This is a genomic window from Nonomuraea sp. NPDC050310 (genome assembly GCF_040655795.1).
Lineage (GTDB): Bacteria > Actinomycetota > Actinomycetes > Streptosporangiales > Streptosporangiaceae > Nonomuraea.
Genome location: NZ_JBFAKP010000003.1, coordinates 314759 through 328483 on the forward strand (window position 1 = coordinate 314759; position 13725 = coordinate 328483).

Genomic DNA, 13725 nt, shown 5'->3' on the forward strand with positions numbered 1-13725 from the left:
TGCCGTAGTTATCTCGGCATCGGGGGATCCACGCGTGAAGACCGAACTCATCGTGCTGCTGTTGCTGGTGGCGCTGGCCGCGGGCTGGGTGGACGCGGTCGTCGGCGGGGGCGGGCTGGTGCAGTTGCCCACGCTGCTGCTGGCCTTCCCCGTCGCGCCGCCGGCCACCATCCTGGCCACCGACAAGCTCTCCTCGATCTCGGGCACGACCGCCTCGGCGATCACCTTCGCCCGGGGCACCCGCCCCGACCTGCGGGTGGCCGCGCCCGCCGCGCTCCTGGCGGTGGTCGTCTCCGGCGCGGGAGCGGCCACCGCCGGGCTCATCCCGGCCGCCGCCTTCCGCCCGTTCGTGCTCGGGGCGCTGGTCGTGGTGGCCGCCGTCGTCATCCTGCGGCCGGGACTCGGCACCAGCCCCCGGCAGGTACGGCCGGCCCGCCACCGAGCCGTCGCGGCGGTGGCGGTCACCGGCGTGGTGCTGCCGTTCTACAACGGCCTGGTCGGGCCGGGCACCGGCGCGATGATCCTGCTGGCCCTGACCGGCCTGCTCGGCCTGGACTTCGTCACCGGCTCGGCGACCGCCAAGCTGGTCAACCTGGGCGCGAACGTCGGCGCGCTGGCCGTCTTCGCCGTGCACGGCCAGGCCTTCTGGCTGCTGGGCCTGGCGATGGCCGCCTGCAACGTGCTGGGCGCGCGCGTCGGCACCCGCACCGCGCTGCGGCGGGGTGCGGGGTTCATCCGGATCGTGCTGCTGTGCGTGGTGGCCGCGCTGATCGCGAAGCTCGGCGGGGACTACCTGTTCTCGTGAACCAGGTCGGTCAGCCGCTTGAGCTGGTCGGGGTCGGTGCTGGGCAGGACGCCGTGGCCGAGGTTGAACACGTGCCCCTCGGCCGCCTTGCCGCGCTCCAGGATGTCGAGCGCCTTGCGCTCGACCGCCTCCCACGGCGCCAGCAGCACGGCCGGGTCGAGGTTGCCCTGCAGGGCCTTGCCCGGCCCCACCCGGCGGGCCGCCTCGTCCAGCGGCACCCGCCAGTCGACGCCCACCACGTCCGCCCCGGCCTCGCCGAGCAGGCCGAGCAGCTCGCCGGTGCCGACGCCGAAGTGGATGCGCGGCACGTCGGCCACCGCCGCGAAGATCTTGGAGGTGTACGGGAGGACGAACTCGCGGTAGTCGGCCGGCGCGACCGCGCCCACCCAGGAGTCGAAGAGCTGGATCGCCTCGGCGCCGGCGTCGATCTGGATGCGCAGGTGCGTGGCGACGATGTCGGTCAGCCGCGCCATCAGGGCGTGCCAGAGCTGCGGCTCGCCGTACATCATGGCCTTGGTGTGATCGTGGTTCTTCGACGGCCCGCCCTCGATGAGGTAGGAGGCCAGGGTGAACGGGGCCCCGGCGAAGCCGATCAGCGGGGTGCCGGCCAGCTCGCCGGTCAGGGCGCGGATCGACTCGCTGACGTAGGGCACGTCGTCGGGGGTGAGCTCGCGCAGCACCTCAAGGCCGCGGGCGTCGCGGATGGGCTGCGCCACGACCGGGCCGACGCCGGGCTTGATGTCGAGGTCGACGCCGATCGCCTTGAGCGGGACGACGATGTCGCTGAAGAAGATGGCCGCGTCGACGCCGTAGCGGCGCACCGGCTGCATGGTGATCTCCACGACCAGCTCCGGCGTCGCGCAGGCCTGGAGCATGGGCACGCCCTCGCGGACCTTGAGGTACTCCGGCAGCGAGCGCCCGGCTTGGCGCATGAACCACACGGGGGTGTGCGGGACGGGCTGGCGGCGGCAGGCGGCGAGGAAGGCTGAAGTCACCCGTCAAGGGTCCCATGCCGGGTGCCCGCCCGGCTCGCGGAGTCCCGGCGGCCGGCTACCTGGAGTCCCAACGCGCGGCAAAGCCTTCCCCCGCATCGATTCAGGACCACTTTCGGGACACGCCGAGCACGATGCGCGGAATTGTCGACGACCCGTGCCAACGTCAGAGCACGACCGCGAAGAAAGGCAACGCTTGCGATGGACGGGTTCTGCGCCGGCTGTGCGGAGGAGCGGCTGCTGGAGCAGCCGCCGTGCCACGAGGGGCACGAGCCGGGCCACTGCCCCGACTGGGTCTGTGTTTCGTGCGACAGCGCGTACTTCATCGGGACGCTCCCGGCCCGGGTTCGAGAGCTAGTGGCGACGGCTTGATCCACTGTGACGAGCACCCCCGTGGCCCCCTTCCGTCCGGCACCGACCCGCGCCGCCGCCATGCCCGCCGGTGAGCGCCCGCCGGCCCCGCCCGAGTTCCAGCGCGCGGCCGAGAGCCTGCGCCTGGCCGAGGTGCGGCCGGAGATCGAGCTGGAGGACCTGCCGGCGCCGCAGCGCCTGGCCCCGTACTCGGCCGCCATCGGCGCCTCGATCTACCGGGACGACGAGGAGCTGGCGGTGGGCCGGCTGATCCTGCTCTACGATCCCGAGGGCCAGCGCGGCTGGGAGGGCTCCTTCCGGCTGGTCGCCTACGTCCGGGCGGACATGGAGCCGGAGATCACCTCCGACCCGCTGCTCGGCCCGGTGGCGTGGAGCTGGCTCACCGAGGCCCTCGATCTGCGCGAGGCCGCCTACAGCGCGGCCGGCGGCACGGTCACCCGTGCGGTTTCCGAAGGATTCGGCAACAAGTCGGACGATCCGGTCTCGACCGAGCTCGAACTGCGGGCCTCCTGGTCGCCGCTCGAAGCAGATCTGTCGGGACACGTGGCGGCTTGGTGTGATCTGATGTGCCTGGCGGCGGGTATCCCCCCATTGCCGCCCGACGTCGCGGCACTGCCTCGGCGTCGCGAAGATGATCGTCGTTAGTAGGCTAAGCAAGATGAACGACGTCGTCCCGCTCCTCGAACCGCGCGAGGGTATCCCCCCGGTGATCGCGGATGCCGAGGAGCTGGCCAGGACAGTGGCGGCTTTCGCCGCCGGGAGCGGGCCCGTAGCGGTCGACGCCGAGCGTGCCTCGGGTTACCGCTACGGCGGTCGCGCGTACCTGGTGCAGTTGCGGCGCAGCGGCGCGGGCACGGCGCTGATCGACCCGATCGCCTGCCCGGACCTGTCCGGTCTCGACGCCGCCCTGGCCGGCACCGAGGTCGTGCTGCACGCCGCCTCCCAGGACCTGCCGTGCCTGTCGGAGGTCGGGTTCCGGCCGCGCGACATGTTCGACACCGAGCTGGCCGGGCGGCTGCTCGGCTACGAGCGGGTCGGCCTCGGCACGATGGTCGAGACGGTGCTGGGGCTGCGGCTGGAGAAGGGGCACTCGGCCGCCGACTGGTCGACCCGGCCGCTGCCCGAGGACTGGCTGCGCTACGCCGCGCTCGACGTCGAGGTGCTCGTCGAGCTGCGGGACGTGCTGCACGAGGAGCTGGTGGAGAGCGGCAAGCTGGCGTGGGCGGTCGAGGAGTTCGAGGCGGTGCTGCACGCCCCGGCGCCCGAGCCGCGGCACGACCCGTGGCGGCGCACCTCCGGCATCCACAAGGTGCGCAACGCCCGCGCGCTGGCCGTGGTGCGGGAGCTGTGGAACATGCGCGACCAGATCGCCCGCGAGGGCGACCTGGCGCCGGGGCGGGTGCTGCCGGACGGCGCGATCGTCGCCGCCGCGCTGGAGGCGCCGCGCACCAAGAAGGCGCTGACCGAGATCACCGCGTTCACCGCGCGCTCGGCCCGGCGGCACATGAACGACTGGCTGGCCGCGGTCACCCGGGCCCGCTCGTTGCCCGACTCGCAACTGCCCGCGCCCAGCGTGCCCGGCGACGGGCCGCCGCCGGCCAACCGGTGGGCCGATCGCGACCCGGCCGCCGCCAAGCGGCTGGCCGCCGCCCGGGCGGTCATCGCGGCGCTGGCCGACGCGCACCGCATGCCGACCGAAAACCTGCTGCAGCCCGACGCGGTGCGCCGGCTCACCTGGCAGCCGCCGGACGAGCTGTCCGACGAGAGCGTCGCGGCGCGGCTGCGTGAGCTCGGGGCCCGGTCGTGGCAGGTCGAGCTGACCGCGCGGCCGCTGGCCAAGGCGCTGCAGCGGCTCGAGATCAAGGATCTCTGACCCCGCACCCCTCTCGGCGCCCCCTGCGCCCCTGCCCGGCCTTCCCGGTTGACGCGTGCCCGGCGCGAGCCGTACCGTCTGGGAAAGCGCTTTCCAGAGAGGGCAGTCATGATCCGCGTTGCGATGAACGGCGTCACCGGACGGATGGGATACCGCCAGCACCTGGTCAGGTCGATCCTGGCCATCAACGAGCAGGGCGGCGTCGCGCTGTCGGACGGCTCGCGGGTCAGGCTGGAGCCCGTCCTGGTCGGCCGCAGCGAGGCCAAGCTGGCCGACCTGGCCGCCCGGCACGGCATCGCCGAGTACACCACCGACCTCGACGCCGCGATCGAGGGCTGCGACGTCTACTTCGACGCCCAGGTCACCCAGGCCCGGGTCAAGGCGGTGCTGAAGGCGATCGAGGCGGGCAAGCACGTCTACGCCGAGAAGCCGACCGCCGAGACGGTCGAGGACGCGGTCGCGCTGGCCACCGCCGCGCAGGCCAAGGGCGTCAAGAACGGCGTGGTCCAGGACAAGCTGTTCCTGCCGGGCCTGCTCAAGCTCAAGCGGCTGATCGACGGCGGCTTCTTCGGCCGGATCCTGTCGGTGCGCGGCGAGTTCGGCTACTGGGTCTTCGAGGGCGACTGGCAGGCCGCGCAGCGCCCGTCGTGGAACTACCGGGCGGCCGACGGCGGCGGCATCATCCTCGACATGTTCCCGCACTGGCACTACGTGCTGGAGAACCTGTTCGGCCGGGTCGAGTCGGTCTACGCCAAGGCGGTCACGCACATCCCCGCCCGCGTGGACGAGCAGGGCGCGAGCTACGAGGCGACCGCGGACGACGCCGCCTACGGCATCTTCGAGCTGGCCGGGGGCGTCGTCGCGCAGATCAACTCCTCCTGGGCGGTCCGGGTCAACCGCGAGGAGCTGGTGGAGTTCCAGGTGGACGGCACCGAGGGCAGCGCCGTCGCCGGGCTGCGCAACTGCCGCTTCCAGCACCGCGCGGGCACCCCCAAGCCGGTCTGGAACCCCGACCTGCCGGTCACCCACCGCTTCCGCGACGACTGGCAGGAGGTCCCGGACAACGGCGAGTTCGACAACGGCTTCAAGATCCAGTGGGAGCTCTTCGTCCGGCACGTGCTGGAGGACGCGCCCTTCCCCTACGACTTCGCCGCCGGCGCCCGCGGCGTGCAGCTCGCCGAGCTGGGCCTGCGCTCCTCCGCCGAGGGCCGCCGCGTCGAGGTGGGCTCGCTGTGACCACGATCGACCTCCCCGGCGGCCCGCACACCCTGCGCGAGCCGGTCGCCTGGCCGGTCCCCTCCGGCCCGCCCGCCGGCCGCGTCGTCTACGCCGCCGCGCACGTCGTCGCCGACCCGCTGGGCGACAACACCCCCGGCTCCCCCGCCGCCGTCGACTGGGACGCCACGCTGCGCTTCCGCCGCCACCTGTGGTCCTACGGCCTGCGCGTGGCCGACGCGATGGACACCGCGCAACGCAACATGGGCCTCGACTGGGCCGCCACCCGCACGCTGATCCGGCGCAGCGCCGCCGAGGCCCGCGCCTTCGGCGACCCCGCCGAGCTGGTGGCCTGCGGCGCGGGCACCGACCACCGCCCCGAGGCGGCCACCTTCGACGAGATCACCGCCGCCTACGCCGAGCAGCTCGCGGTGGTGCAGGAGGCGGGCGCGGGCGTCATCGTCATGGCCTCGCGCCAGCTCGCCCGCGCGGCCGCCTCGCCCAAGGACTACCACCGCGTGTACGGCGAGCTGTTCGCCCAGGCCGACCGCCCGGTCATCCTGCACTGGCTGGGCGAGATGTTCGACCCGCAGCTCGCCGGCTACTGGGGCTCGCCCGACGTGGCCGAGGCGACCGAGTCGTTCCTGGAGCTGATCCACGCGCACGCCGCCTCGGTCGACGGCGTCAAGGTCTCCCTGCTGGACGAGGAGCACGAGGTACGGCTGCGCGCCGCGCTCCCCGACGGCGTGCGGCTCTACACCGGCGACGACTTCAACTACCCCTCGCTGATCAAGTCGGGCTCGCACGCGCTGCTCGGCATCTTCGACGCCATCGCCCCGGCGGCGGCCGCGGCGCTCCAGGCGCTCGACGCGGGCGACCTGGCCCGCTACGACGAGATCTTCGAGCCGACCGTCGCGTTGTCCCGCAAGATCTTCGAGGCGCCCACCTACCACTACAAGACCGGCATCGTCTTCCTGGCCTGGCTCAACGGTCACCAGGACGCCTTCGCCATGGTCAACGGCGCCCAGGCGGCCCGCTCCCTGCCGCACCTGGCCGAGGTCTTCCGCCTGGCCGACCGGGCCGGGCTGCTGGCCGATCCGGAGCTGGCCGTGCACCGGATGCGCGCCCTGCTGGCGGTGAACGGCCGGTGAGCCTGTCGCTGAACCAGTGGACCACCAAGCGGTGGAGCGTCGCCGAAGCGGTGGACGGCTGCGTCCGGCACGGCGTCGAGGCGATCGGCCTGTGGCGGCAGGACGTCGCCGCGCAGGGCCTGGCCGAGTCGGCCAGGCTGGTGCGCGAGGCCGGGCTGCGGGTGTCGTCGCTGTGCCGGGGCGGCTTCCTCACCACCGGCTCCGCCGAGGCGCTCGACGACAACCGCCGGGCGATCGAGGAGGCGGCCGAGCTGGGGGCCGCCTGCCTGGTGCTGGTGGTGGGCGGCCTGCCGGGCGTGGTGCCCGGCGAGCCGCTCGACTCCGGGGCGGGCCGGGACCTGGCCGGGGCGCGGGAGCGGGTGGCCGAGGCGCTGGCCGTCCTGGCGCCCTACGCCGGGGAGCGCGGGGTACGGCTGGCGCTGGAGCCGCTGCATCCGATGTACTGCGCCGACCGGGCCGTGCTGTCCACCCTCGGGCAGGCGCTCGACCTGGCCGAGCCGTACCCGGTGGCGCAGGTGGGGGTGGTCGTCGACACCTTCCACGTGTGGTGGGACCCGCAGGTGTTCGAGCAGATCGCCCGGGCGGGGGCGCGGATCGCGTCCTACCAGGTCTGCGACTACCTGCACCCGCTGCCGGCCGACGTCCTGCTGGGCCGGGGCGTCATGGGCGACGGGGTGATCGACTTCGGCCCGCTCACCCGGGCCGTGCTGGAGGCCGGGTACACCGGCGACATCGAGGTGGAGATCTTCAACGCCGAGGTGTGGGCGGCCGACCCGGACGAGGTGCTGGCCACCGTGAAGGAGCGGTTCGCCGCGCTGATCGGGTGATCCGCCGGGACTCGCCCGGGTAGGGTGATCACCTCCTGGACCGGGAGGTGCCGCGTGCGGGTGGGTGTCGTGCTCGTCCTGCTGCTGGGCTGCCTGGCGGCGGGAGCGCCGCAGGGTGGTCCTCGGTGGCTGCTGACGCTCGCCTGGCCGGGGGAGATCCGGTCGCTGGCGGCGACCGGCGGCGGGGAGGCCTGGCTGCTCGGGCGGGGCGGGGAGCTCCGGCGCTGGGACGGGCGGGCCTGGGGGCGGGCGGCCGTGCCGGCGCGTCCGCCCGGGCCGTACGGCATGCTGGTGGCCTCGCCCGCCGGGGACGACCTGTGGTTGTTCGGTGCCGGCTCGCCGTGGCAGTGGGCCGGTGGGCGGTGGGTGGGGCGGCCCTTTCCGCGAGGACCCTTCTACGACGCGTCCTATGCCGTGCCGGCCCGGGATCGGGTGTGGGTCGGGGAGATGGGCGGGCCGGAGGACTGCCACTGCGTCGGGATCCGGTCGTGGGACGGGACGCGGTGGGTGGACCTGGCCACCGGTGGGGCTCATACGTTCGACACCCAGTTCGCGTTGCTCGCGCCGCCCTGGGTGGTCAACCATCGCGGGCCTCACCGTTGGGACGGCACGCGGCTGCATCCCGCGTCGCCGCCTGTCACCGGGTGTGGGTCGTGGGAGGACTACAAGGTCGAGCACCTGGCCGCTCGGGCGGGTGAGGCGTGGGTGGTGGCCGTGTCCGCGCCGGCCGTGCCCACCGGCTCCTGTGCGGCCGGGCGGCGGGAACTACTCCGTTGGGACGGCACTGCCTGGATCCCCGTCGCGCCGCCTCCGGGGCTCGGCGGGGTGTCGGGGCTGGCCGTGGATGGGGGCGGGGTCTGGCTGGCGGGCGGGCAGACCGTCTTCCGGTGGGCGAAGGGCCGGGAGGCGAAGGGCCGGTGGGTGGAGGGCCGGTGGCGGGTGGCCGTGGTGCCGGGCGGCAGCGGGATCACCCGGATCGTGCCCGAGCCCGGCACCGGCCGCCTGTGGGTGGCGGCACGGGACGGGACGCGCACCCTCGTCCACCTGCTGAGCTGGTGAGGGGGTCACGCCGGGGCCCGGGCACGGCGGGCCGGGACGAAGGCGGCTAGGCGGGGTCGGGACGGACGGTGCCGGTGGCGCCGTCCACGGTCACGCGCTGCCCGCTGGTGAGGCGTTCGGTGGCGTGCGGGACGCCCGCCACGGCCGGGATGCCGTACTCCCGCGCCACCACGGCCCCGTGCGACATCGCGCCGCCCATCTCCATGACCAGGCCGCCCGCGGTGAGGAAGAGCGGTGTCCAGCCCGGGTCGGTGGACGGGCAGACCAGGATCTCCCCCGGTTCGAGGTGCGCCCCGACCGGGTCGAGCACCACCCGCGCGATCCCGGTCACCGTGCCCGCCGACGCCGGGGTGCCGGTCAGCACGCCCTCCGAGGCGGAGGCGCCGGCGGCGACCGCGGCCAGCGCCTCGGGCTCGGTGCCGTCCGACAGCAGCATCCGGGGCACGTGCCGGCGCCGCCGCTCCCGCAGGTACCGCTCGCGCCGCTCGGCCACCAGGTGGCCCAGCCCGCCGTCGGGCTCGGTGAGCGCGGCACGCAGCTCGGGGAAGGTGAGGAAGTAGACGTCCCCGGCCTCGTCGAGCAGCCCTTCCTTCACCAGGTGCTCGCCGACCACGAACATGCTTGACCGCACCCCGGCCAGGGTCAGGACGGCCAAATACTTGGGCATCTCACGCAGCCCGACCAGCGAGCGCGCCCGGCCGAGCGCCCAGCGCACCACCGGCCCCTTGAGCCGGCCCGCACCGGCCGCCGCCTGCTCGACCGCCTCCTGCGCCGCCCGCGCGCCCCGCGCGAACAGCTCGTCAGCCGGTACGGCGGAGCCCCCCGCCCGCCGGTAGTTGGCCAGCACGCCGAAGATGTGCGACGGGTCGTCCGCCCACCGCGCCACCCCGAGGTCGATCTCGGCCACCCCGCGGTGACCGTACTTGGCCAGGAAGGCGGCCACCTCCCGCTGCGTGCGCTCGGGCAGCGTCCCGGCGCGGAAGCGCTCGGCGAGCTGTTCGGCGGTGGCGTCGCCGAGCGGTTCGATGCGGGTGGACAGCCGCCACAGTTCGAGGTCCATCTCGGTGGTCGGGTTGTCCGGCACGCTGCGCAGCACGTCCTGGAGGTCGCCGAGGGAACGGCCGGACAGGCGGGCGGCCAGGCCGAGCATGGCGTAGCCGGCCACCGCCATAGGCGCGATCGACGCCAGCACCGGCGGCGTGCCGTACAGGATCCGCTCGGCGTGGTCGAGGCGCTGCAGCGGGGTGCTGCCGGGCGGGACCGCCAGCCTACGGGCGAGGTCGGCCTCGACGCGGCGGGCGTGCGCGTGGGCGCGGCGCGGGTTGGTCAGGGCGAGCCGTACCAGCCTGGGGGCGTGCACGCGGCGCGCGAAGCGGCGCACGGCGCGCAGGAACGGGCGGCGGGAGTGCTGGGTGAGCGAGAGCCGGGGGTCGCCGGCCAGCCGGTCGAAGATCACTCCGGCGCGGGCCTCGCCGACGGCGAGCAGGCGCGGCAGGACGGTCCGGCCGGCGCGGCTGCGCAGGGCCGGGGTGATGTCGAGCCACATGCGCTCGCCCGCGACGTGGAAGGCGGGCGCGCCCCGGTGGCGGTCGGCGACGGGCACGCCGAAGAGCCCGGCGGCGCCGGAGGTGAGCAGCCGGAAGGCGGACAGGCCGAGCGGGGTGAGCGGGCCGAGCACGCCCTGGGCGACGTTGACCGACAGGTAGGCGCGCAGGCCCGGCGCGGTGGCGTCGGGCACCGGGTAGAGCGTGGTGATCGGGCGGGCCTGGGTCAGCCAGAGCCGGCCGTCGGCGTCGATCGCCCACTCGGTGTCCTGGGGGCTGCCGTAGTGGTCCTCCACGCGCAGGCCCAGCTCGGCCAGGTCGAGGACCTGCCGGTCGCCCAGGCAGAGCTCCGCGCCGGAGGTCTCGACCCGCTCGGTGCCGCCGCCCGGCAGGGAGCGCACGGCCAGGCGCTTGTCGCCGGCGTGCCGGTCGAGGATCTCGCCGCCGAAGACCACGAACCGGTCGGGGTTCACCGCGCCGGACACGACCGCCTCTCCGAGTCCGGGGCCGGCGTCGATGACCAGTTCGCGGCGGCGGCCGGTGACCGGGTTGGCGGTGAACATCACCCCGGCGACCTCGGCGTCGACCATGTCCTGGACGACCACGGCCAGCCGGACGGCGGCGTGCTCGATGCCGTTGGCCTCGCGGTAGGCGACCGCGCGGTCGGTCCAGAGCGAGGCCCAGCAGTGGCGGACCGCCGTCATCACCTCCCGTTCGCCCACGACGTTGAGGTAGGTGTCCTGCTGGCCGGCGAAGCTGGCGTGCGGGAGGTCCTCGGCGGTGGCCGAGGAGCGGACCGCGACCGGGCCGCCGTGGTAGAGCCCGGCGACGGCGGCCCGCACCTCGTCGGGGACGGGGGCGGCCAGCAGCAGCTCGCGGGCCTGCCCGGCGAGCTCCTGCCCGGTCGGAGCGGCGGGGCTCGCGAGCAGGTCCGTCAGCCCGGCCGCCGCGGCGACCTGCCGGTAGGCCTCGGTCGTGAGGCAGCCGCCGGGCGGGACCGGGAGCCCGGCGCGGGCCAGTTCGCCCAGGTTGGCGGCCTTGCCGCCCACGTCGGCGAGCATCGAGGCGTCGATCTCGGCGAAGGTGAACGCGAGCTTCATGTCCTCAGTGTGCCCCGCCGCCCACCAAGAATTCATCACGTGATGAAAAAGTTACCCCGCAGGAAGGACCTTTCCGTCCAGGCCCCACGCCGGGTCGAGCGCGACGCCGAGCCGGTCCAGGACCGTCGGGGCGAGGTCCACCAGCATCGGCGACTCCAGCGGCGCCGGCCGCGCCCGGTCGAGCTCGTTGAGGATGACGAAGGTGGTGCGCTCCTCGTCGGAGATGCCGCCGTGGCCGCCCGCGTCCACGTGCCCGTGGTCGGTGGTGACCAGCACGGTCCAGCGCTCGGCGGCGTAGGCGGGCCGGGCGCGCACGGCGTCCAGCAGGCGGCCCAGGAAGGCGTCCTGGAGCAGCAGCGCGTCGGTGTACTCCGGGCACCACGGGCCGAGGTCGTGGGCGACCTCGTCGGTGTCGCCGAAGTAGACGAAGGCCGCGTCCGGGTCCTGGGTGGCCAGGTGGCGTTCGGCCAGGTCGGCCACCCGCTTGTCGCAGGCGGCGAAGGTGTCGGCATAGCCGTCCAGGACGGTGCGGTCGGTGATGGCCGGGCCGAAGGCGCCGTGCTCGGCCAGGGCCGCCCAGGAGAAGATCGCGTAGGTTTGGTGGCCGGCGGCGGTCGCCCGCACCAGGAAGTCCGGATATTTCGTGAACTGGGCTCCGGCGAAGCCGTTGTCCACGACGCCGTGCTTGTCGGGCCACACCCCGGTGGCGATCGACGACCAGCCCGGCCCGGAGTCGGTCCTGGCCCGGATCTCCCGCCCGCTCCCGCCGCCCTCGTGGTGGGCCTCGACGACCTCGCCCGGCGACTCGGTGCGGGGCGCGCCGGCCTCGCCGTAGGGCAGCTTGCCGGTGCCGTACGCGCCGGTCTCCATCAGGCCGCGCAACACCGGCGGGCCGATCTCGGCGAGGCGGTCGAAGCGCAGCCCGTCCATGCCGACGACGAGCACCTTGTTCACCGGCACGTCGTTCACCGGCACGTCGTTCACTGTCATGCGTCATTCCTTCGCGTACGTCGCCACCCAGGCCGAGGCGCCCGGCAGGATCTCCTCGACCGGGGCCACCCGGGGGTACCAGGTGCGCTCCCACTCCAGGGACACCCAGCCTCCGTAGCCTGCCGTACGCAGCAGCTCGCCGCACTCCCGCAGCGGGACCGACCCCGTGCCGAGCGGGACGGGCGTGGTGTCGGCGGCGGAGACGGCGTCCTTGATCTGCACGTAGGCCAGCCAGGGGCCGAGCCGGTCCAGGGTCTCGGCCGGCGCCTCGCCGTGCCGCCAGGGGTGCAGCGCGTCCCACAGCGCGGCGGTCGCCTCCGGCAGGGCGGCCCGCTCCAGCAGGGCGGCGACCGCCCGTCCGGTGGGCAGGGCGTCGTGCGTCTCCACCAGCACCCGCACGCCCAGCTCCAGCGCGCGGGGAGCCACCTCGCGCAGCCGCCGCGCCCCGAGGTCGAGGTCGTCGCCGCCGGGGAACACCCGGACGCCGGGAGCGCCCAGGTCGGCGGCCAGTTCGAGGTCGGCCAGCAGGCCGGGCGTCCCCGGGTCGCCGGCGGCGCAGATCCGGGTGTAGCCGGCCAGGGCCGCGATCTCCAGCCCGGCCGCGGCGACCCGCTCGCGCACCGAGGCCCGCTCGGCTTCGTCCAGTCCCGCGTGCACGCCGGTGTCGGGGTGCAGGCGCAGTTCGAGCCCGGCGCACCCGGCGGCGACCGCGATCTCGACGGCCCGGTCGAGCCCGTCGCCGGGCATCCCGAGCGTGCTGACGGCCAGTCTCATCGGACCTTCCCCTCCTCCAGGGCACGGACGCTCTCGCGCAGCACCACCTCGCCCGTCACTCGCTCCACCCTCGGCTCCTCCCCCGGACGCAGGGCCAGTTCGAGGGCTCGCGCCCCCATGGCGGCCAGCGGCAGCCGGACAGTGGTGAGGGCGGGCACGTGGTCGCGCAGCGTGCTGATGTCGTCGAAACCGGCCACCGAGACGTCCTCCGGCACCCGGAGGCCCCGCTCGCGGTAGGCGGCCAGCGCGCCCACGGCCATCACGTCGTTGACCGCGAAGACGCAGGTGGCCTCGCCGCTCTCCTGGGCGGCGGCGTGCCCGCCGTCCCGGTCGAACGCGCCGTGGATCACCCGGGGCGCGGGCAGCCCGAGCTCGGCCAGCGCGGCGGTGAAGCCCTCGCACCGGTCACGGGCGGTGAGCAGCCGTTCCGGCCCGGCCAGGACGGCGAAGCGGGTGTGGCCGAGCGCGGCCAGCTCGCGGGCGAGGGCGGCGGCCCCGGCCCGGTTGCCCGGCGCGACGGTGTCCACGCCGAGCAGGTCCTGGCCGATCACCGCCACGTGTCCCCCGGCCTGCCGGTAGTTCTCCAGCTCGGCCTTCAGCCGGGCGGTGCTGTCCGGGTCGGCCACGCGGGAGCCGGCCAGGAGCACCGCCCGCACCCGCTGGGTGTGCAGGGTGGCGACGTAGGCGATCTCCCGCTCCGGGTCGCGGTGGGTGGTGCCCACCATGACCAGCAGCCCCTCCCCCTCGGCCGCCCGCATCACGCCGTCGGCCAGCGCGGCGAAGTACGGGTCGGTCAGGTCGTGCACGACCAGCCCGATGACGTTGCTCGCCCCCTTGGCCAGCGTCTGGGCGGCCACGTTCGTGCGGTAGCCGAGCTGGTCGGCGGCCTGCTCGACGCGGCTGCGCAGGCCCGCGCCGACCTGGCGAGTGCTGCCGTTGAGCACGCGGGACGCGGTGGCGAGCGACACCCCCGCGAGCTTCGCGACCTCCTCCAACGTGACCACGCACACCTCCTGGGAAAGC

Annotated in this window: 12 protein-coding genes; 7 read left to right on the forward strand and 5 right to left on the reverse strand. The window is 74.7% G+C overall.

Features of this window, described 5'->3' with window-relative positions:
• The first annotated feature begins 34 nt into the window (after nt 1-34).
• Entirely contained in the window at nt 35-805 is a 771-nt protein-coding gene (locus tag AB0I67_RS11140; protein ID WP_357921202.1) for a TSUP family transporter, read from the forward strand.
• On the opposite strand, the gene hemE is transcribed toward AB0I67_RS11140, so the two are convergent.
• A complete protein-coding gene (gene hemE / locus AB0I67_RS11145) occupies nt 790-1737 on the reverse strand; it encodes a uroporphyrinogen decarboxylase (RefSeq protein WP_357922153.1) in 948 nt (315 codons plus the stop codon). The two genes, AB0I67_RS11140 and hemE, sit on opposite strands and share 16 nt — an antisense overlap.
• A gap of 492 nt (nt 1738-2229) precedes the next feature.
• Between hemE and AB0I67_RS11150 the strand changes: the two genes are divergently transcribed.
• The 6 genes from AB0I67_RS11150 (at nt 2230) to AB0I67_RS11175 (ending at nt 8294) form a co-directional block, all read left to right on the forward strand.
• Nucleotides 2230-2814 carry a DUF3000 domain-containing protein gene (locus AB0I67_RS11150; RefSeq protein WP_357922155.1) on the forward strand — a complete coding sequence of 195 codons (585 nt, stop codon included), beginning with the start codon at nt 2230-2232 and terminating at the stop codon, nt 2812-2814.
• 13 nt (nt 2815-2827) lie between these two features.
• The gene (locus AB0I67_RS11155) at nt 2828-4042 is read left to right on the forward strand and encodes a ribonuclease D (RefSeq protein WP_357921205.1); all 1215 of its coding nucleotides are present in this window, start codon (nt 2828-2830) and stop codon (nt 4040-4042) included.
• A 108-nt stretch (nt 4043-4150) separates the two neighbouring features.
• Nucleotides 4151-5278, forward strand: a complete 1128-nt coding sequence (locus AB0I67_RS11160; RefSeq protein WP_357921208.1) for a Gfo/Idh/MocA family oxidoreductase — start codon at nt 4151-4153, stop codon at nt 5276-5278.
• 32 nt (nt 5279-5310) lie between these two features.
• Nucleotides 5311-6408, forward strand: a complete 1098-nt coding sequence (locus AB0I67_RS11165; RefSeq protein ID WP_357922158.1) for a dihydrodipicolinate synthase family protein — start codon at nt 5311-5313, stop codon at nt 6406-6408.
• Nucleotides 6405-7235 (forward strand): sugar phosphate isomerase/epimerase, encoded by an 831-nt coding sequence (locus tag AB0I67_RS11170; RefSeq protein ID WP_357921210.1) that lies wholly within the window; start codon nt 6405-6407, stop codon nt 7233-7235. The genes AB0I67_RS11165 and AB0I67_RS11170 overlap by 4 nt, the downstream gene beginning before the upstream one ends.
• A 54-nt stretch (nt 7236-7289) precedes the next feature.
• On the forward strand, nt 7290-8294 hold the full coding sequence (locus AB0I67_RS11175) for a hypothetical protein (RefSeq protein ID WP_357921212.1): 1005 nt from the start codon (nt 7290-7292) through the stop codon (nt 8292-8294).
• A 46-nt stretch (nt 8295-8340) separates the two neighbouring features.
• On the opposite strand, the gene AB0I67_RS11180 is transcribed toward AB0I67_RS11175, so the two are convergent.
• The 4 genes from AB0I67_RS11180 to AB0I67_RS11195 are packed head-to-tail and all read right to left on the reverse strand — an operon-like array spanning nt 8341 to nt 13706.
• Entirely contained in the window at nt 8341-10938 is a 2598-nt protein-coding gene (locus AB0I67_RS11180) for a PEP/pyruvate-binding domain-containing protein (protein ID WP_357921214.1), read from the reverse strand.
• Nucleotides 10939-10989: 51 nt separating this feature from the next.
• The gene (locus AB0I67_RS11185; protein WP_357921217.1) at nt 10990-11928 is read right to left on the reverse strand and encodes an alkaline phosphatase family protein; all 939 of its coding nucleotides are present in this window, start codon (nt 11926-11928) and stop codon (nt 10990-10992) included.
• Nucleotides 11929-11931: 3 nt separating this feature from the next.
• Nucleotides 11932-12702, reverse strand: coding sequence for a sugar phosphate isomerase/epimerase (locus tag AB0I67_RS11190; protein ID WP_357921220.1), 771 nt, complete (start codon nt 12700-12702; stop codon nt 11932-11934).
• A complete protein-coding gene (locus AB0I67_RS11195) occupies nt 12699-13706 on the reverse strand; it encodes a LacI family DNA-binding transcriptional regulator (protein WP_357921223.1) in 1008 nt (335 codons plus the stop codon). Before AB0I67_RS11195 ends, AB0I67_RS11190 begins: the two co-directional genes overlap by 4 nt.
• Nucleotides 13707-13725 lie beyond the last annotated feature (19 nt).

What these genes read in the sequence shown, in the direction of transcription:
- hemE (WP_357922153.1), bottom strand. Translation starts at nt 1,737, where the DNA reads ATGCGCCAAGCCGGGCGCTCGCTGCCGGAGTACCTCAAGGTCCGCGAG.
- AB0I67_RS11150 (WP_357922155.1), top strand. Translation starts at nt 2,230, where the DNA reads ATGCCCGCCGGTGAGCGCCCGCCGGCCCCGCCCGAGTTCCAGCGCGCG.
- AB0I67_RS11155 (WP_357921205.1), top strand. Translation starts at nt 2,828, where the DNA reads ATGAACGACGTCGTCCCGCTCCTCGAACCGCGCGAGGGTATCCCCCCG.
- AB0I67_RS11160 (WP_357921208.1), top strand. Translation starts at nt 4,151, where the DNA reads ATGATCCGCGTTGCGATGAACGGCGTCACCGGACGGATGGGATACCGC.
- AB0I67_RS11180 (WP_357921214.1), bottom strand. Translation starts at nt 10,938, where the DNA reads ATGAAGCTCGCGTTCACCTTCGCCGAGATCGACGCCTCGATGCTCGCC.
- AB0I67_RS11185 (WP_357921217.1), bottom strand. Translation starts at nt 11,928, where the DNA reads ATGACAGTGAACGACGTGCCGGTGAACGACGTGCCGGTGAACAAGGTG.
- AB0I67_RS11190 (WP_357921220.1), bottom strand. Translation starts at nt 12,702, where the DNA reads ATGAGACTGGCCGTCAGCACGCTCGGGATGCCCGGCGACGGGCTCGAC.